This is a genomic window from Rhodococcus sp. G6(2025) (assembly GCF_058628105.1).
This window is the reverse complement of record NZ_CP179750.1, coordinates 1,875,822-1,892,924: the sequence shown is the minus strand read 5'-3', so window position 1 is coordinate 1,892,924 and position 17,103 is coordinate 1,875,822. Positions and strand designations below refer to the sequence as shown.

Below are 17,103 nucleotides of genomic sequence, written 5' to 3'. Positions count from 1 at the left end.
ATACGGTCCGTTTGGTACGTTTTGGCGTTTTTGCGAGGAATCGTCACCCTTTCGACACGAACGGCGGCTCAGCTCTGCGCGTTTCTGCGCGCCGCACGCTTGGCCCAGGCATTGCGGACCATCGACAGCGGCGTCGGCGGCACCCAGCCCAGCTGGACCGCCTGACCGAGGTCGTCCCGGGTGGCCCAGTGCTCGATGACGCGGCCGTCTTCGACGCGCAACCAGTGCGACTGGTTGACCGCCAACGATCGCCCCGTGGGCGCGAACACCTGATCGATCGATCCCTGCTCGTCGTAGACGACGAAGGGTCCGACGTGCCTGCCCTTCATGATCGTGTAGACGACGGCGAGGTCGCCCTCGACGACGACATACTCGACGTCGAACCGCAGCTCGGCGAACGCGGAGCGCAGCCACACCGCGGTAGCGTAGAACGCGTCGGGTCCACGCCCTCGCGTCCGCGGGGGTTCCGTCGCGCTCTCCCGGTTGAATGCGTCCGAGTGGACGACGGAATCGAAATCGGCGCGGCTTCCGTTCGCCATGATCTCCATCGCGCGAACGGCGAGGGATTTCAGTTGCTCCGACGGGGCCGGTTCCTCCATGTTCACGGTGCACTCCGCAACAGTCGGTGGGAACTCTCAGTATTCGACCGCCCTCGACTGGAAGTCAACGACCTGATGCAGGTCCGTTCGGTACAGGATTTGCGCGCGCCTCAGCGAAACCGCCGTCGACGGCGGTACCGTCGGGGAGGTGATGGGACTGCCTGATGCGATCTCGGCCTGCTTGTTCGATCTCGATGGTGTGCTCACGGCAACGGCGGTGCTGCACCGGAAGGCGTGGAAACGCACGTTCGACGAGTTCCTGAAGCATCGCGAGGGCGCCAACTTCCGGCCGTTCACCGACCAGGACTACTACGACTACGTCGACGGACGTCCCCGCGCCGACGGGGTCCGGACCTTTCTCACGTCCCGCAGCATCACGTTGCCGGAGGGATCGCCGGACGATCCACCCGGCGCCGAGACCGTGAACGGTGTCGGGAACAGCAAGAATCGGCTGCTGCTGAAAGTCATCGAGGAAGAGGGCGTCAGCCCCTACCCCGGTTCGGTCCGCTACATCAGCGCGGCGTACGACGCCGGCCTGAAGATCGCCGTGGTCACGTCGTCCGCGAACGGCAAGGCCGTCCTCGACGCGGCCGATCTCAGCCGCTACGTGCACGTCCGCATCGACGGGGTGGTGATCAGCGAGCAGGGCCTCCGCGGGAAACCCGCGCCGGATTCGTTTCTCGCGGCCGCCCGCGCCCTCAACGTGCATCCCGATCAGGCGGCCGTGTTCGAGGACGCCCTGTCCGGAGTGGAAGCGGGACGGGCAGGCGAATTCGGCTACGTCGTCGGGGTGAATCGCAACGATCAGGCCGAGGCGTTACGCGAACACGGCGCCGACGTGGTGGTGAACGACCTGGCCGAACTCCTGGAAAGGTGAGCATGGACGACAAGGGCTACGAGATCTCGCCGTGGCAGCTGCGCTGGCGCGGACTGGATCTGGAGGCACTGCACGCCACCGAATCCACCTTCGCACTGTCCAACGGACACATCGGGATTCGTGGCACGTTCGAGGAGGGTGAACCGCGCGGTCTCCCCGGCACCTACCTCAACGGGTTCTACGAGCAACGTCCCCTGCCATACGCGGAGGCGGGTTACGGCTACCCCGAAGACGGGCAGACCGTCGTGAACGTGACCGACGGCAGCATCATCCGCCTGCTCGTGGAGGACGAGCCCATGGACATGCGGTACGGGAGTGCACCGGCGCACGAGCGCGTCCTCGACTTCCGCTCGGGCACCCTGCGCCGCACCACCGAGTGGACGTCGCCGACCGGACGCCGCGTGCGAATCCATTCGGAACGACTCGTCTCGTTCACCTCGCGTGCGGTCGCCGCCATCCATTACGAGGTCGAGCCGCTCGACGGGGACATCGAACTCGTCCTGCAGTCGGATCTGCTCGCCAACGAACACATCCCCGCCCGCACGGACGACCCGAGAGTCGCTGCCGCCCTGGACACTCCATTGGTCTCCGATTTCGCTGCCGCCCACGACTTCAGGGCGGTACTCGCCCACCACACGCGTGCGTCGGGCCTGCGCATGGCCGCGGGGATGGACCACGAGGTCGACTACCCCGCCAACGGGCGGTGCAGCATCGAGACCGAAGAGGATCTGGCCCGGCTCACCGTGGCCGTCGACATCCCCCAGGGTGAGCGCCTGAAGGTGACGAAGTATCTGGCGTACGGATGGTCGGCACGGCGGTCGACTCCGGCCCTGCGCGGCCAGGTGGAGGGGGCGCTCGCCGGAGCACTCGAAACCGGCTGGGACACCCTGCTGAAACGCCAGCGCGAGTACCTCGACGCCTTCTGGGAGACGGCGGACGTCGAGATCGACGGCGACGCGGAACTGCAGCAGGCGGTGCGGTTCGCGCTGTTCCACGTGCTGCAGGCCGGTGCCCGCGGTGAATCGCGGGCGATCCCGGCGAAAGGCCTGACCGGGCCCGGGTACGACGGTCATGCGTTCTGGGACACCGAGTCATTCGTCCTCCCCCTGCTCACGTACACGGTGCCGGACTCGGCCCGCGACGCACTGCGCTGGCGGCACTCCACGCTCGACAAGGCGAAGAACCGCGCCGTACAACTGGGGCAGGCAGGCGCCGTGTTCCCGTGGCGCTCGATCAACGGCGAAGAATGCTCCGGCTACTGGCCCGCGGGAACCGCGGCCTTCCACGTGGGTGCCGATGTCGCCGCGGCCACGTCCCGGTATCTGGCCGCGACCGGAGACGAGGAGTTCGAAGCCGAATGCGGCGTCGAACTGCTCGTGGAGACCGCCCGGCTGTGGACGTCGCTCGGCCACCACAATGCGCAGGGCGAGTTCCGAATCGACGGCGTCACCGGGCCGGACGAGTACACCGCCGTCGCCGACAACAACGTGTTCACCAACCTCATGGCGCAGAAGAATCTGCACGACGCGGCGGCCGCCTGCGAGCGACGCCCCGGCCTGGCGCGCGAGCTCGGTGTGGACGACGAGGAAGCAGCGCTCTGGCGAGACGCCGCCGAGCACATGCGCATTCCGTTCGACGACGCTCTCGGCGTCCACCAGCAATCCGACGCCTTCACGCACCACGCCGAGTGGGACTTCGAAGGCACACCACCCGAGCACTATCCGCTGCTGCTCCACTACCCGTACTTCGACCTCTACCGCAAGCAAGTGGTGAAGCAGGCCGACCTGGTGCTGGCGATGTATCTTCGCGGCGATGCCTTCACGGACGAACAGAAGATCGCCAATTTCGCCTACTACGAGGCCCTGACGGTTCGGGATTCGTCCCTGTCGGCGTGTGTGCAGTCCGTGATGGCCGCCGAGGTCGGGCAACTTCAACTCGCCTACGACTACCTCGCCGAGGCCGCCCTGACCGATCTCCACGACCTCCATGCCAACGTGGAGAACGGATTGCACATCGCCTCACTCGCCGGAACGTGGATGGCGTGCGTCGCGGGATTCGGTGGAATGCGCGATCACGGCGGCAACATTTCGTTCGCACCGCGGATCCCACCGCAGCTGGTCAATCTGTCGTTCCGGATGACGGTGCGGGGCAGCCAGATCCACGTGGACGTCCGCGCCAAGACCGCAACCTACCGGCTTCTGTCCGGCGAACCTGTTCAGCTCGCCCATCACGGCAGCCCGTTCACTCTCGACTCCTTTCCGGTGACGCGGCCGATCCCGGAACTGCCAATTGCCGCGCCTGTGCGGCAACCGTACGGGCGGGCACCCGTGCGTCGGGGCTGACATGACACCCGGCCAGCCCGAACACCGCGGCCGCGAGCAGCAGCGCGGCACACCGAACCTGCGTTGTGCGACAGTGGTGCGATGAGCACTGTGGTGACGATCGACGAGTTGGCGGAATCGCTGAACAGCGCTGCTCCGCCGGTCCTTCTCGACGTGCGGTGGGCGCTCGGCGACACCGAAGGCAGGCAGCATTACCTCGACGCGCACATTCCCGGTGCCGTGTTCGTCGACCTGGAGACCGAACTGGCCGCCCCTGGATCCCCGGAACTGGGCAGGCATCCCCTGCCGACGGTGACGGACCTCCAGGATGCCGCGCGCCGGTGGGGTGTCCGGGCCGGCAGCCCTGTCGTGGTCTACGACGCCACCGGGAACCTTGCCGCCGCGCGGGCGTGGTGGCTGCTGCGCTGGGCCGGAGTTGCCGACGTGACGATGCTCGACGGCGGTCTCGGCGCGTGGACGTCGGCGGGCCATCCCGTCCGATCCGGCGACGAGCACCCACCACTGCCCGGTGACGTCGTTCTCACTGCGGGCCACCTGCCGACGCTGACCGCGGACGAGGCCGCCGAATTCGCCGACCACGGCCACCTTCTCGATGCCCGTGCCGCCGAGCGGTATTCGGGCGCGACCGAACCCATCGATCCCCGCGCCGGGCACATTCCCGGTGCCCGCAGCGCCCCGACGTCCGAGAATCTCGGGCCCGACGGACGGTTCGCGCCTGCCGAGGTGCTGCGCGAACGATTCGCCGCGGTCGGCGTCGAGCCCGGACGTCCCGTCGGCGTGTACTGCGGATCGGGTGTGACGGCGGCCCACCAGGTTGCGGCGCTGGCGCTCGCCGGCGTCGACGCCGCCCTGTATCCGGGGTCCTGGTCGCAGTGGTCGTCCGATCCCGGGCGGCCGGTCGCCACCGGCCCCGACCGGCGATGAAAGCGAGTCACGCCGTCTGACCGACCGCCTCCGCGTCGTGCGCCGGATAGGCGTGGATGAGGGCGGTACTCAGCTTCGGAACCGCGTGGGTGAGTGTGTGTTCGGCGGTGTGCGCCACGCGGTGCGCGTCGCGCAGGCTGGTCGAGGGATCGACGTCGAGTTCGGCGTCGGCATGCAGGTGGTGGCCGATCCACCGCATCTTGACGCTGCGCACCCCGACCACCCCCGGTTCGGCGGCGAGGGCCCGTTCGGCGGCGTCGACCAGTCCCGGATCGACGCCGTCCATCAGCCGCCGGAACACGTCACGCGCCGCAGTCCGCAACACGAGCAGGATCGCGGCCGTGATGACCAGGCCCACCACCGGGTCGGCGAGCGGAAGCCCGACCGCGACACCACCGGCGCCCAATACCACTGCGAGGGAGGTGAATCCGTCGGTCCGTGCGTGCAACCCGTCGGCGACGAGCGCGGCGGAGCCGATCCGCCTGCCGACCCGGATGCGGTACAGCGCCACCCACTCGTTGCCGGCGAATCCGATGACACCGGCGAGGGCAACCCACCCGAGGTGGTCGATGGGCACCGGATCGAGGAGGCGGCGGGTCGCCTCCACACCCGCGACGACCGCGGACAACGCGATCATCACCACGACGAACAACCCAGCCAGGTCTTCGGCCCGGCCGTAGCCGTAGGTGAATCGCCGGGTGGCCGCCCGCCGTCCGAGGGCGAACGCGATCCACAGCGGGACCGCCGTCAGCGCGTCGGAGAAGTTGTGCACGGTGTCGGCGGCGAGAGCGACGGACCCGGACAGCACCACCACCATCACCTGAGCGAGGGCGGTGACTCCCAGCACCACCAGGCTGATCTTGACCGCCCGGATCCCGATCTCGCTCGCCTCGAGCGCGTCGTCGACGCTGTCCGCGGAGTCGTGGCTGTGCGGGGCGAAGATCTCGCGGATCGCCCCGCGGACGCCACCCGAATCTCCGTGGCCGTGGCCGTGGCCGTGCCCATGGGAATGTCCGTGGCCGTTCACGAGCCACCTCCCTCCGCGGCGAGGTCCGCGTCGTCGTGGATCACCTGCAGATCGCCGGTGGCGCGGTGATGTCCCGGGATGCCGGGGCCCGCGTGCTCGGCATTGAACACGGCGTCGGTAACCAACTGCTGCACGTGCTCGTTGGCGACGCTGTAGTAGATGGACGTTCCCTCCCTCCGCGTGCGCACCAGCCGCGCCATCCGGAGCTTCGCGAGATGTTGCGAGACGGACGGTGCCGGCTTCCCCACCCGTTCGGCCAGCTCGTTCACCGACAGCTCGCCTCCCACCAGTTGCCAGAGCACCTGCACCCGGGTGGCGTCGGCGAGCATGCGGAAGACCTCGACCACCAGCCCGACCTGGTCTTCGTCGAGTCGGCGCCGACAAGCGCGCTTATCTGCATTCATACGCAGATAATAGGTCACTTTGTTTTGTGATGCATCAGACACCGAATCGACTTACTTGCTTGCGCTAACGATGTATATAGTTGCTTGCATCAAGTAAGTCGTCCTTCAGGGGTTGCCATGTCCGTCTCGTCAGTGCCTACCGTGCCGTCCGTATCTCTCGGCACCACCGAAGCGCTCATCGACGAGGTCTTCCTCTTCGGCCGCGTGCTTCGCGACGCCCTGGTGTCGGAAGGCGACGGTCACATCCCGCGCGCGTTGACGGGGGTCCTCCTCGTCCTCGCGGCTCGGGGGGAATGCCGGCAGAACGAACTCGCCACCGAACTGTGTGTCAGCCAGTCCTCACTCAGTCGCCAGATCACCGATCTGGTGGACGTCGGCTACGTCACCCGCCACTCGGATCCCGCCGACGGACGCGCATTCCGAATACGCGTGTCGCCGGAGGGAATGGCGTACGTCAAGCACGTGAGAACACAGCGAGCGGCACGAATGCAGAAGTTGATGACCGGCTGGAACGAAACCGAGGCAGCGATTGCCCTCGAATCCATCCGGCACCTGAAGGAAACACTCTTCGATCCAGAACACCGGATCGTTACGAGCTCGAACCCGATTGGAACACAAAGCGTATGACCGAAACACAGACTCGGCCGCCGGTTGAAGAAACGACGGCCATGACGCACCGCCAAATCCTCGAAGCCCTCACGGGCCTGCTCGCCGCGCTGTTCACCGCGCTGCTGAGCAGCACGATCGTCGCCACCGCTCTCCCCACGATCATCGGTGACCTGAAGGGCACGCAGACCGCGTACGCCTGGGTCATCACCAGCGCGCTGCTCGCCAACGCCGCCTCGACACCCATCTGGGGCAAGCTCGCCGACCTGTTCAACAAGAAGGTCCTCGTCCAGAGCGCGATCGTCATCTTCGTCATCGGTTCGGTGATCGCCGGCTTCGCGCACAACGTGCCGATCCTGCTCGCCGCACGCGTCATCCAGGGCATCGGCATGGGTGGCCTGACGGCTCTCGTCGTCGCCATCATCGGCACCATCGTCGCTCCCCGTGAGCGCGGCCGCTACTCCGGCTACATGGGTGCCGTCATGGCCGTGTCGATGTCGGGTGGCCCGATCCTCGGCGGCGTCATCGTCGACAGCCCCCTCGGCTGGCGCTGGTGCTTCTTCGTGTGCGTGCCGCTCGCCGTCATCGCACTGTTCCTGCTGCAGCGCACCCTGCACCTCGCGACCGAGAAGAAGGACGACGTCTCCATCGACTGGCTCGGCGCCCTGCTGCTGACCGCCGGTGTGTCCATCCTGCTGATCTGGGTCTCGTTCGCCGGCAAGGCCGGCTACTACGAGTGGTTCTCCCGTGAAACGGTCATGTACGTCGGATCCGGTGTGCTCCTGCTGGCCGCGACGATCCTCGTCGAAGCCAAGGCCAAGTCGCCGATCATCCCGCTCAAGATCGTCACCGAGAAGACCACCGGACTCGCCATCATCGCGTCCGTCGCCGTCGGTGTCGGAATGTTCGGTTCCACCACGTTCCTCGGCCAGTACTTCCAGACCTCGCGTGGCTACACCCCCACGATGGCCGGAGTGCTCACCATCCCGATGGTCGCCGGCATGCTCCTCGGCACGGTCGGATCCGGACAGCTCATCACCCGCTTCGGCAAGTGGAAGCCGTTCGTCGTCGGCGGCGCCGTCCTCATGATCGTCGGCTTCGGATTGCTCGGCACCATCGATCACGAGACCAGCCTGACCCTCGTCGGCGCGTACATCGCGATCATCGGTCTCGGCATGGGCATGCTGATGCAGAACCTGGTCCTCGCGGTGCAGAACACCGTCAGCGTCCAGAACATCGGTGCGGCATCCAGCTCGGTTGCCTTCTTCCGGACCTTCGGTGGCGCGATCGGCGTCTCGGTTCTCGGTTCGGTGCTGGCCACCCGCGTCGCCGACCTGTCGGCCGACGGTTTCGCGAAACTCGGCATCCCCGCCGGGTCGAGCAGCGGCGGCGGAAGCCTGGACCTGACGTCCATGCCCGCCCCCGTGCAGGGTGTCATCCGCGCCGCATACGGAGACGCGACCGGCCGGATCTTCCTCATCGCCGCCGCCGTCGCCGTCATCACCCTGATCGCCGTCATCCTGCTGCCCAACCGCCCGCTGCGTCGCACCATCGACCTGTCGAGCGGGCAGGAGCCCGTCCAGGAACCCGAGTACGCCCCCGTTCCGGAGTACGCACTCGAGCCCGACACGGCGCCGATCCAGTCGTCCGAGGTCCGCGGCGGCAGGCACGAGGCCCCCGCCGATCAGCGGCAGCCCTTCGCGGGGTTGAGCGCCGACGCCCGGGACCGTCTCCTGTCCATGCTTCTGCCCCAGCCGGAGCAGACGCTGGAAGCGATCGACGAAGCGGAGAAGATCCGCGACGAGGTCAACCGCCTGCGCAACGATCTCAACGCCAAGCTCGTCGAATTCGACGCGGTCTGGGATCGCCTGCGCGAGCTGGGACTGAGCGAGGAGCAAGTGGCCGGCGTCCTCGGCGGCGGCCACGTGACGGACACCGGCAACGGTGCCCTCATCCGCTGAATGAGATGATCGTTCAGTTCCACGACGCCGTCGGCCCGCCCACGTATCCCCCTCTACGTGGGCGGGCCGGCGGCGTGTTCGCTCAATTGACCCGGTTCACGCTGGTGGGCACGTCGAGCAACGTGCTCTACGCTCTCGCGTTCTTCACCCTCGACATGTACGGGTCGTTCGTCGCCAACCTCGTCGGCGTGGTGACCAGTTCGATGCTGGCCAACGAACTCCACCGGCGGCTCACCTTCCGTGCCGTGGACCGCGTCCGCTGGTTCGTCGCACAGTGGGAAGGCGGAACCCTCGCGCTGATCGGCCTGGCCGTCAGCTCACTCGCGCTCGCCCTCCTGCACATGCTCTTCCCCGGCGCCGACGGTCCGGCGCAGGTCGCGCTCGTCATCGCCGTCAGCGCCGTCGTCGGCGGGCTGCGGTTCCTCGCACTCCGCGGTTGGGTCTATGCCTCCGGCCCGTGAGTACTTGTTAACCGCCCGTGGTTAACAAGTACTCACGGCAGGGGACGGTGCCACGGACCCGTGATCGCCAGTGTCAACCCCGGCGACTGGATGTTCGCGAACAGGATCTTCCCGTCCGCACTGAACGCCGGACCGCAGAACTCGCTGTCGTTCAACTCGTTCCGCGCCATCGCGAACGGCTCACCCTCCACCGTGACGCCCACGAGGTGGCTGATCCCTTCGCCGTCCTCGGCGAGGATCACGCCGCCGTACGGCGAGACGGTGATGTTGTCGGGCCCGTCGTAGTTTCCGGTGTCGACCGCGGGATCGGGATTGACGCCGAACAGGGTCTTCAGCGTGACGGTCTGCTTCGCCGGGTCGTAGAACCACACCTGGCCGTCGTGCTCGGCGACGCTGCCGTCGCTGGTCCGTGCGTAGCTCGCGACGAAGTAGGCACCGCCGTCGCCCCACCACTGTCCCTCCAGTTTGCGGCTCCGGGTGACCACGTCGTTCCCGAACTGCTCACGCACCGGCGTGCTCGTCGCGTCACGGTCCGGCACACCTACCCACTGCACGGCGTACACGGTTCCCGGCTCGGTGGCCTGCGACAGGTCGGGGACGTGCGTTCCGCCCTGAAAGCACGCCATCGCCTGGAGAGCACCCGCGGCGTCGCCGCCCGGAGACTGCGCGAGTTCGCGCAGCGCGTTCGGCCCGCCCCGGAAACCCTGCGGCGGCGTCCACCGGTAGTACAGGCCGTTCGGCCCGGACGCATCCTCCGTGAGATAGATGGTGCTCGACGCCGGATCCACCGCCACGGCCTCGTGCGCATACCGGCCGAGGAACTTCAGCGGCACAGGACTTTTGCCCCTGTTCGCGTCCTGACTCGCCGGGTCCACCTCGAAGACGTAGCCGTGGTCGAGCAGGAACCCGTCCTCCCCCGCGCGCGCCTCCGTCTCCTCGCAGGTCAACCACGTCCCCCACGGGGTGATGCCGCCCGCGCAGTTGTTCACGGTGCCCGCGACGCTGACGTACTGGCCCTGCCGTGCCCCGTCGGCGCCGACCGCGGTCGTGGTCGTGCCACCGCGCGCGCCCGCGTCGTACGTCAATCCCTCGAGAGCGGGCACGCCGAACGGTTCGTCGCTGCCGATCTCGTGATTGGTGACGAGTGTGGAACCGCCGGGTCGCGCGAACACCCCGATGGCGTCGGGATCGCTCGGCACCGGTACGCCACCGTCCATTTGCGTCTCACCCGACCGGGAGACGACGGTGTACGAAAAACCCACCGGGAGCGAGAGAATGCGGTTCGGGTCGGGTACGAGCGGTCCGTAGCCGATCGCCTGTCCCGGCGCCGCGGACGCGAACGCCGGCCGGACGAGGGCGTCGACGCTTCCGGCGAGTGCCACACCGAGGCCGGTGAGCGCGGTGCGACCGAGGAACCCGCGGCGGTTGAGTGGTGCAGTGGACACTGTCTGAAACCTCCATGGTGACGAACCGGGACCCTCGGACGGTAGGGACCGGACTGCCCTGGTTCGTGGACGCACCGTGGCGGGCGCGTGAACCGGGCGAGAACTTCCCCTGTGAGTACTTGTCAACCCCCCGCGGTTAATAAGTACTCACGGGCGTTGACATGTGACCAAATGGTCACCTATTCTCGATTCATGGACGACGATCACGTCTTCAAGGCGCTGGCCGATTCCACCCGCCGCCTGATACTCGACCGATTGTTCGCCCAGGATGGTCAGACGCTCACCGAACTCGAGTCGCAGGTCGAGATGACACGATTCGGGGTCATGAAGCATCTGCGTGTGCTCGAAGACGCGGGGCTCGTCGTCACGCGCCGCTCCGGCCGGGAAAAACTTCACTACCTCAATCCTGTGCCGATACAGCTGATCCACAACCGGTGGATCGACAAATACACCGAGCGTCACACCAGTGCGCTCGCTCAGCTGAAAGCCGAACTGGAGGAAGAGAAATGACTACCGCCGACGCATTCCAGATCTACGCGGTCTATATCAAGGCGACGCCGGAGGCCATCTGGGACGCCATCACCAAACCCGAGTGGTCGCAGCAGTACGGTTACGGCGGCCTCGTCGACTACGACCTCCGCGCGGGCGGCGCGTTCCGATCGCGCGCGGATGACGCGATGAAGGAATACCCGGGCGTGCCCGACGTGATCGTCGACGGCGAGGTGATCGAGTCCGATCCGCCGAAGAAGCTGGTGCAGACGTGGCGGATGCTGATGGACGCCGACAACGTGGAGGGTTTCACCACCCTGACCTACGAGATCGTGCCGTCGAGCCGGCCCGGTGTCGCGAAACTGACTGTCACACACGACCTCACCAACGCACCCGACCTGGCCGAGATGGTCGCGGGCAGGCGCGAGTCCGAGGGCGCGGGCGGCGGCTGGAACGAGGTGCTGAGCGGAATGAAGACCCTGCTCGAGACGGGGCAGCCGATGGTGAACTGGGACTGACCCGCGGGTCGGCGGGCGCGAGGGCCCGACATCTGTCGGACGGCCGCAGTAAGCTCCAACCATGACGGCTGCGCAGTCGCTCGACGGGGATTTCCTCGCACTCGCCGACCCTTACCGGCGCGAGTTGCTCGCCCATTGTTATCGCATGATGGGCTCACTTCACGACGCCGAAGACCAGATGCAGGAGACCTTCATCCGGGCCTGGCGGGGGTACGACGGCTACCAGCAACAGGCGTCGCTGCGGACGTGGCTGTACAAGATCGCCACCAATACGTGCCTGACGGCCCTGCAGAGCAAATCCAAGCGTCCGCTGCCGAGCGGGCTGGGGGCTCCCGACTCCGACCCGACCGCCGACCTCGTCGAGCGACACGAGGTCCCGTGGCTCGAACCGCTCCCCAACCGCCTCATCGAGGACGACGCGAACGATCCCGCCACCGTGGTGACCTCGCGCGAGTCGGTGCGGCTGGCGTTCATCGCCGCCCTTCAGCATCTTCCTGCACGTCAGCGCGCGGTCCTCGTCCTCCGCGACGTGTTGCAGTGGAAGGCGTCGGAGGTCGCGACGGCTCTCGGTACCACCACGACGGCGGTGAACAGCCTGCTGCAGCGTGCACGTGCGCAGCTCGAACTGGCCACGCCGACGGCCGACACTCTCGTGGAACCAGAGTCCCCCGAGGAGCGCGACCTCCTCGACCGCTACGTCGCCGCGTTCGAGGACTATGACATCGACGCGATCGTCGAACTGTTCACCAAGGACGCCGTCTGGGAGATGCCTCCGTTCGACGGCTGGTATCGCGGGGGCGCCTCGATCGGCACCCTGATCAGCGGAAACTGTCCGGCCAAGGCTGCGGGCGACATGCGTCTGGTGTCCACGGCGGCCAACGGACAGCCGGCCCTCGGCCTGTACATGCGCGGGGAGGACGGCGTCCACCGCCCGTTCCAGCTCCACGTCCTGGATGTGACGGCCGACGGGGTCTCCCATGTCGTCTGCTTCTTCGACGTCGATCTGTTCGAGAAGTTCGGACTACCGGAGACCCCGCCCGCCTGACCCCTACGCCGGCACGGCGGCCGGATCCATCCACATGACCTCCCAGACGTGACCGTCCAGGTCGCGGAACGCGCGTCCGTACATGAAGCCCTCGTCCTGGAGCTTGCCCCACGACGTTCCGCCGGTGGCGAGGGCCTTGTCGACGAGGCTGTCGACTTCCTCGCGGCTGTCGGCCGAGATACACATGAGGGCCTCGACGGACTTGGACGTGTCGCAGATGCCGCCCTCGATGAAGTCCGTGAACCGGGACTCGACGAGGAGCATCACGGACGTGTGCTCGTTGATCACCATGGCGGTGCAGGAGTCGTCGCTGAACGTGGCGTTGAACTCGAAGCCGAGTCCGCCGAAGAACGTCTTGGTCGCGTCGAGGTTCTTGATCGGCAGGTTCACGAAGAGCATCCGGGACATGTGATTCTCCTTCTCGGGTTCCGCCCAGTGCGGAAGTCATCGATACAGACCGCGGCGGTGCGCAAAACTCATCGGCGACCGCTCGCCCGATCCTCTCAGCTCTCGGCGACGTCGAGGAACGAGCCGATCATGATCCGTCCGGCCGCCTCCACGTCGTCCAGGTGTTCCCCCGACGGGGCGGTGTCCGGCGGCATGTGAGCCTGCATCACCGGTAGCTGCCCGCGGGTCAGTTCGACGTGGAACTGCAACCCGTACGCGCGGCGGCCGATCGCGAAGGCCTGATTCTCGTAGAGGTGACTGCTCGCCAGCCGGACCGCGCCGTCGGGGAGGTCGAAGGTGTCGCCGTGCCAGTGGACGACGGGCACCTCGGCGCCGGCCGAACCGAACACGGGGTCGCGCGTCCCGTCCACGGACACGGTGACCGTCCCGGCGCCGTTCTCCGGGGTCGGCCCCCGGCGGATCGCGCCGCCGAACGAGGCGGCGAGAAGCTGCGCGCCGAGGCAGATTCCCAGCATCGGAAGCCCGGCGTCCACAATTTCTTTGATGAAGTTTCGCTCTCGCGGAAGTTGCGGGTGGGTAACGTCATCGAGTGCGCCCATCGGACCGCCCATCACCACGACGCCGCCGACGTCGTGAACGGCTGGGAGTTCCGACGCTCGGTACATGGGGTACTCGGTGTACCGAATTCCCCGCTCCGCCAGCAAAGTACCGACGAGCGCCGGTCCCTCGAACGGCACGTGCTTTACAACCGCCCATGGCTTGTTCATGCCACAATTCTTACCGAGTAGGGACTTTCGACCCTATGCAGGCCCGGATTCGCGAATTCCGCACTGAGTGCACAAAATTCGGATGTTCACACGGAGTTCACGTTCGGTGTACTCCACCCGAATGACACCATCCAAACTGGACGCTTGTCTAGTGGCATGGCTCACGCGAAACCTGTAGAAATACGACGTCACGCTTTCGTGACCCGTCCCATATCAATTAGTTATCCGGTGGTGGTCCCTGACAAACGGAACGTCACCATCTCCCGTTACCTCAGACCACAGACGAGCCCTCCCGCGATCCGGGAAGTCGTCTACGGGATGGAAAGGGCCCTAGATGCCGCTCCCCATGTCCCCTCTCGACTCGATGTTCCTTCTCGGCGAGTCCCGTGAGCACCCGATGCATGTCGGCGGCGTAGAGATCTTCCAGCTCCCGGAAGGCGCCGACACCTACGACATGCGCGCGATGCTCGACCGCGCCCTCGCCGACGGCGAGGGGATCGTCACGCCCCGGCTCGCCAAGCGAGCCCACCGGTCCTTCTCGACGCTCGGTCAGTGGAGCTGGGAGACGGTGGACGACATCGACCTCGGTCACCACATCCGGCACGACGCGCTGCCCGCCCCCGGAGGCGAGGCCGAGCTGATGGCACTGTGCTCGCGGCTGCACGGCTCGCTGCTCGACCGCAGCCGCCCGCTGTGGGAGATGCACCTCATCGAGGGACTGAGCGACGGACGGTTCGCGGTCTACACCAAGATCCACCACGCGGTCGCCGACGGCGTCACCGCGATGAAGATGCTGCGCAACGCGCTCAGCGAGAACTCCGAGGACCGGGACGTGCCTGCCCCGTGGCAGCCGCGGGGACCGCGGCCGCAGCGGACGCCCTCGAAGGCGTTCAGCCTGTCGGGTCTGGCCGGTTCCACGTTCCGCGCCGCCCGCGACACCGTCGGTGAGGTCGCCGGGCTCGTGCCCGCGCTCGCCGGCACCGTGTCCCGCGCCTTCCGCGACCAGGGCGGCCCGCTCGCCCTGTCCGCACCCAAGACCCCGTTCAACGTGCCGATCACCGGTGCCCGCCAGTTCGCGGCGCAGTCGTGGCCGCTCGAACGCCTCCGGCTCGTCGCCAAGCTGTCCGACACCACCATCAACGACGTCGTGCTCGCGATGTCCTCCGGGGCGCTCCGCAGTTACCTCGAGGACCAGAACGCGCTGCCCGCCGAGCCGCTGATCGCGATGGTGCCGGTGTCGCTGAAGAGTCAGCGCGAGGCGTCGAACGGCAACAACATCGGGGTGCTCATGTGCAACCTCGGCACCCACCTCCCCGATCCGGCGGATCGCCTCGACACCATCCGGACGTCGATGCGCGAGGGCAAGGAGGCGTACGAGACGATGAGTGCGACGCAGATCCTCGCGATGAGCGCTCTCGGCGCGGCACCGATCGGCGCGAGCATGCTGTTCGGGCACAACTCGCGGGTGCGCCCGCCGTTCAACCTCATCATCTCCAACGTTCCGGGCCCCAGCTCGCCGCTGTACTGGAACGGGGCGCGACTCGACGCGATCTACCCGCTGTCGGTGCCCGTCGACGGCCAGGGCCTGAACATCACCTGCACCAGCAACGACGACATCATCTCGTTCGGGGTCACCGGCTGCCGCAGCGCGGTGCCCGACCTGAAGTCGATCCCCGCCCGGCTGGGGCACGAACTGCGCGCCCTCGAGCGCGCGGTCGGAATCTGACCCTAGGGACTCTTACGGTCGCTGTGCCCGAGGTGGCGGTCGGGTGCCACCCGGTCCCGGACCAATTGCTTGAGCACGGTGATGTCGGGGAAGCCGCCCTGCTCCTTGCGGTCCCAGATCAGTTCGTCGTCGACGGTGATGCGGAAGATCCCGCCGGTGCCGGGGACGAGCGCGACCTCGCCGAGTTCCTGCCCGAACGTGCCGAGTAGTTCCTGCGCCATCCACGCTGCGCGTAACAGCCACTGGCACTGGGTGCAGTAGGTGATCGCGACCCGGCCGTCCGTGCTGCTCGTCGTCATCGTGCCAGGTTAGCCGAAGGTGCTCCCCCGCTTGCTGTTCGAGTTGCACGGAGGACACCTGTTCGTCATGCGGACGTCAGCATCGTGAGGCAGACTGTCGATCGCCATGCTGTGCCACCTCGACGAAAGGAAGCCGCCATGTCCACCGCGCTCGAAGAATCGCGTCGCCACGCCATCGAGCTGACCAACGAGAAGATCCAGGCCGTCAAGGACTTCTTCACCAACATCTTCCGCCTGGACACCACGCACCGCACCGAGGCCTGAACAACGGGGGGAGGTCTTCGCCGAGAAGGCCTCCCCGTGTTCACCGGATCCTCTCGAAGAACTGCACGACCTCCGCGGTGCGGAAGTGGTCTTCCGAGACGTGCGGTCCGCTCACCTCGACGAACTCGACGGCGTCCGAGCCTCGACGGAGCATCTCGACCCACGGTCCCGTGACGCCGGCGATGTTCGCCACCTCGTCCTCCCGCGACGCGTACACCCGAATCGGCACTCCGACATAGTCTCCCGGCTCGTGCCGGACGGCGTCCCAGCGCTCGGTCTTCGATTCGAGGTCGTGCCCGTCTGCGGACACGCGGAAGGCGTCCCGCACGGTGTCGCGTCCGTGTTCGCCCCGTTCCCACACCGCGCGCAGCGACAGCGACAGCGACGGAGCGATGAACACGGCTCCGTCCCACACGACCTCCCGCAGGCGTACGGCGTTGGCGGCGGCGTTACCACCCATCGATTCGCCGATCAGGAAGCGGCGTGTCACTGGCCACCGATACGACACCCACTCGTCCAGTGCGACCACCGCGTCCTGCGCCGGCCGGTTTCCCCACTGGTCGCCGTGCAGGTACGGGCTGGCGACCAGGTAGCCGGCGTCCAGCAAGCCGTCCCGCAGGCCGGCGCGGTCGTCGATCGACCTCTCGTCCCCCGTCCGCCCGTGCAGGTAGTACGCGACCGCGGACGGCGTCACCCCGCGCGGCACCGCGACCACCGCACGATCGCCGGAGCGCGGGACGGTCACCGCGTGCTCCTCGTACGTCGTGAGGTGTGCCGTGCGCCGCGTCAGCGGTTCGGCGGACCCGGCACGAAGTATCACCCCGCCACGCTAACAAGCGGGGACGCGACGTGCCTGGCGGCGATCTCCGACCCGGCGCCGGTTTCGCCGAGACGAGCTGACGTCCGACGCCACGCTCCTATAATTTCAAGCCTGAGCCCTA

19 protein-coding genes are annotated in these 17,103 nt (G+C 67.2%); 11 read left to right on the top strand and 8 right to left on the bottom strand.

Going from position 1 to position 17,103, the window contains the following annotated elements:
• Window positions 1–68 precede the first annotated feature (68 nt).
• On the bottom strand, window positions 69–599 hold the full coding sequence (locus ACLIVD_RS08705) for an ester cyclase (protein ID WP_491932864.1): 531 nt from the start codon (window positions 597–599) through the stop codon (window positions 69–71).
• Window positions 600–750: 151 nt separating this feature from the next.
• Between ACLIVD_RS08705 and ACLIVD_RS08700 the strand changes: the two genes are divergently transcribed.
• The 3 genes from ACLIVD_RS08700 (at window position 751) to ACLIVD_RS08690 (ending at window position 4,742) form a co-directional block, all read left to right on the top strand.
• Entirely contained in the window at window positions 751–1,476 is a 726-nt protein-coding gene (locus ACLIVD_RS08700; protein WP_105414169.1) for an HAD family hydrolase, read from the top strand.
• A gap of 2 nt (window positions 1,477–1,478) precedes the next feature.
• Window positions 1,479–3,818, top strand: a complete 2,340-nt coding sequence (locus tag ACLIVD_RS08695) for a glycoside hydrolase family 65 protein (protein ID WP_283351811.1) — start codon at window positions 1,479–1,481, stop codon at window positions 3,816–3,818.
• Window positions 3,819–3,908: 90 nt separating this feature from the next.
• Window positions 3,909–4,742, top strand: a complete 834-nt coding sequence (locus ACLIVD_RS08690; protein ID WP_491932863.1) for a sulfurtransferase — start codon at window positions 3,909–3,911, stop codon at window positions 4,740–4,742.
• A 7-nt stretch (window positions 4,743–4,749) separates the two neighbouring features.
• On the opposite strand, the gene ACLIVD_RS08685 is transcribed toward ACLIVD_RS08690, so the two are convergent.
• The gene (locus ACLIVD_RS08685; protein ID WP_477953427.1) at window positions 4,750–5,769 is read right to left on the bottom strand and encodes a cation diffusion facilitator family transporter; all 1,020 of its coding nucleotides are present in this window, start codon (window positions 5,767–5,769) and stop codon (window positions 4,750–4,752) included.
• On the bottom strand, window positions 5,766–6,173 hold the full coding sequence (locus ACLIVD_RS08680; protein WP_477953425.1) for an ArsR/SmtB family transcription factor: 408 nt from the start codon (window positions 6,171–6,173) through the stop codon (window positions 5,766–5,768). The genes ACLIVD_RS08685 and ACLIVD_RS08680 overlap by 4 nt, the downstream gene beginning before the upstream one ends.
• A gap of 117 nt (window positions 6,174–6,290) precedes the next feature.
• On the opposite strand from ACLIVD_RS08680, the gene ACLIVD_RS08675 reads away from it, so the two are divergent.
• The 3 genes from ACLIVD_RS08675 to ACLIVD_RS08665 are packed head-to-tail and all read left to right on the top strand — an operon-like array spanning window position 6,291 to window position 9,201.
• Window positions 6,291–6,800, top strand: a complete 510-nt coding sequence (locus tag ACLIVD_RS08675) for a MarR family winged helix-turn-helix transcriptional regulator (RefSeq protein WP_016883656.1) — start codon at window positions 6,291–6,293, stop codon at window positions 6,798–6,800.
• The gene (locus ACLIVD_RS08670) at window positions 6,797–8,740 is read left to right on the top strand and encodes an MDR family MFS transporter (RefSeq protein WP_491932276.1); all 1,944 of its coding nucleotides are present in this window, start codon (window positions 6,797–6,799) and stop codon (window positions 8,738–8,740) included. The genes ACLIVD_RS08675 and ACLIVD_RS08670 overlap by 4 nt, the downstream gene beginning before the upstream one ends.
• A 5-nt stretch (window positions 8,741–8,745) precedes the next feature.
• Entirely contained in the window at window positions 8,746–9,201 is a 456-nt protein-coding gene (locus tag ACLIVD_RS08665) for a GtrA family protein (RefSeq protein ID WP_005238131.1), read from the top strand.
• Window positions 9,202–9,233: 32 nt separating this feature from the next.
• On the opposite strand, the gene ACLIVD_RS08660 is transcribed toward ACLIVD_RS08665, so the two are convergent.
• A complete protein-coding gene (locus ACLIVD_RS08660) occupies window positions 9,234–10,646 on the bottom strand; it encodes an alkaline phosphatase PhoX (RefSeq protein ID WP_491932275.1) in 1,413 nt (470 codons plus the stop codon).
• Between the two features lie 171 nt (window positions 10,647–10,817).
• On the opposite strand from ACLIVD_RS08660, the gene ACLIVD_RS08655 reads away from it, so the two are divergent.
• The 3 genes from ACLIVD_RS08655 (at window position 10,818) to ACLIVD_RS08645 (ending at window position 12,698) form a co-directional block, all read left to right on the top strand.
• Entirely contained in the window at window positions 10,818–11,156 is a 339-nt protein-coding gene (locus tag ACLIVD_RS08655; RefSeq protein ID WP_065489769.1) for an ArsR/SmtB family transcription factor, read from the top strand.
• Window positions 11,153–11,653 (top strand): SRPBCC family protein, encoded by a 501-nt coding sequence (locus ACLIVD_RS08650; protein ID WP_477953422.1) that lies wholly within the window; start codon window positions 11,153–11,155, stop codon window positions 11,651–11,653. Before ACLIVD_RS08655 ends, ACLIVD_RS08650 begins: the two co-directional genes overlap by 4 nt.
• Window positions 11,654–11,714: 61 nt before the next feature.
• On the top strand, window positions 11,715–12,698 hold the full coding sequence (locus ACLIVD_RS08645) for a sigma-70 family RNA polymerase sigma factor (RefSeq protein WP_491932274.1): 984 nt from the start codon (window positions 11,715–11,717) through the stop codon (window positions 12,696–12,698).
• Between the two features lie 3 nt (window positions 12,699–12,701).
• Here ACLIVD_RS08645 and ACLIVD_RS08640 read toward each other — a convergent pair whose 3' ends face one another.
• Both ACLIVD_RS08640 and ACLIVD_RS08635 read right to left on the bottom strand, forming a co-directional pair.
• Window positions 12,702–13,106 (bottom strand): VOC family protein, encoded by a 405-nt coding sequence (locus tag ACLIVD_RS08640; RefSeq protein ID WP_283333415.1) that lies wholly within the window; start codon window positions 13,104–13,106, stop codon window positions 12,702–12,704.
• Window positions 13,107–13,201: 95 nt separating this feature from the next.
• Window positions 13,202–13,873, bottom strand: coding sequence for a type 1 glutamine amidotransferase (locus ACLIVD_RS08635; protein WP_491932273.1), 672 nt, complete (start codon window positions 13,871–13,873; stop codon window positions 13,202–13,204).
• A gap of 334 nt (window positions 13,874–14,207) precedes the next feature.
• Here ACLIVD_RS08635 and ACLIVD_RS08630 point away from each other — a divergent pair, with 334 nt between their 5' ends.
• The gene (locus ACLIVD_RS08630; RefSeq protein ID WP_283351716.1) at window positions 14,208–15,599 is read left to right on the top strand and encodes a WS/DGAT/MGAT family O-acyltransferase; all 1,392 of its coding nucleotides are present in this window, start codon (window positions 14,208–14,210) and stop codon (window positions 15,597–15,599) included.
• Between the two features lie 2 nt (window positions 15,600–15,601).
• Here the strand turns inward: ACLIVD_RS08630 and ACLIVD_RS08625 are convergent, their stop codons facing one another.
• Complete coding sequence (locus tag ACLIVD_RS08625; RefSeq protein ID WP_011597547.1) at window positions 15,602–15,898, bottom strand: Rdx family protein; 297 nt, start codon at window positions 15,896–15,898, stop codon at window positions 15,602–15,604.
• 138 nt (window positions 15,899–16,036) lie between these two features.
• Here ACLIVD_RS08625 and ACLIVD_RS08620 point away from each other — a divergent pair, with 138 nt between their 5' ends.
• Window positions 16,037–16,162: a hypothetical protein gene (locus ACLIVD_RS08620; RefSeq protein ID WP_005257351.1), complete on the top strand. Its 126-nt coding sequence runs from the start codon at window positions 16,037–16,039 to the stop codon at window positions 16,160–16,162.
• Window positions 16,163–16,202: 40 nt separating this feature from the next.
• Here ACLIVD_RS08620 and ACLIVD_RS08615 read toward each other — a convergent pair whose 3' ends face one another.
• Window positions 16,203–16,982: a serine aminopeptidase domain-containing protein gene (locus ACLIVD_RS08615; protein WP_491932272.1), complete on the bottom strand. Its 780-nt coding sequence runs from the start codon at window positions 16,980–16,982 to the stop codon at window positions 16,203–16,205.
• Between the last annotated feature and the right edge of the window lie 121 nt (window positions 16,983–17,103).

Coding starts and splice junctions, on each gene's coding strand:
- ACLIVD_RS08640 (WP_283333415.1), bottom strand. CDS start 13,106: ATGTCCCGGATGCTCTTCGTGAACCTGCCGATCAAGAACCTCGACGCG.
- ACLIVD_RS08650 (WP_477953422.1), top strand. CDS start 11,153: ATGACTACCGCCGACGCATTCCAGATCTACGCGGTCTATATCAAGGCG.
- ACLIVD_RS08620 (WP_005257351.1), top strand. CDS start 16,037: ATGTCCACCGCGCTCGAAGAATCGCGTCGCCACGCCATCGAGCTGACC.
- ACLIVD_RS08645 (WP_491932274.1), top strand. CDS start 11,715: ATGACGGCTGCGCAGTCGCTCGACGGGGATTTCCTCGCACTCGCCGAC.
- ACLIVD_RS08665 (WP_005238131.1), top strand. CDS start 8,746: ATGATCGTTCAGTTCCACGACGCCGTCGGCCCGCCCACGTATCCCCCT.
- ACLIVD_RS08705 (WP_491932864.1), bottom strand. CDS start 599: ATGGAGGAACCGGCCCCGTCGGAGCAACTGAAATCCCTCGCCGTTCGC.
- ACLIVD_RS08675 (WP_016883656.1), top strand. CDS start 6,291: ATGTCCGTCTCGTCAGTGCCTACCGTGCCGTCCGTATCTCTCGGCACC.
- ACLIVD_RS08625 (WP_011597547.1), bottom strand. CDS start 15,898: ATGACGACGAGCAGCACGGACGGCCGGGTCGCGATCACCTACTGCACC.
- ACLIVD_RS08630 (WP_283351716.1), top strand. CDS start 14,208: ATGCCGCTCCCCATGTCCCCTCTCGACTCGATGTTCCTTCTCGGCGAG.
- ACLIVD_RS08635 (WP_491932273.1), bottom strand. CDS start 13,873: ATGAACAAGCCATGGGCGGTTGTAAAGCACGTGCCGTTCGAGGGACCG.
- ACLIVD_RS08655 (WP_065489769.1), top strand. CDS start 10,818: ATGGTCACCTATTCTCGATTCATGGACGACGATCACGTCTTCAAGGCG.
- ACLIVD_RS08670 (WP_491932276.1), top strand. CDS start 6,797: ATGACCGAAACACAGACTCGGCCGCCGGTTGAAGAAACGACGGCCATG.
- ACLIVD_RS08680 (WP_477953425.1), bottom strand. CDS start 6,173: ATGAATGCAGATAAGCGCGCTTGTCGGCGCCGACTCGACGAAGACCAG.
- ACLIVD_RS08700 (WP_105414169.1), top strand. CDS start 751: ATGGGACTGCCTGATGCGATCTCGGCCTGCTTGTTCGATCTCGATGGT.
- ACLIVD_RS08695 (WP_283351811.1), top strand. CDS start 1,479: ATGGACGACAAGGGCTACGAGATCTCGCCGTGGCAGCTGCGCTGGCGC.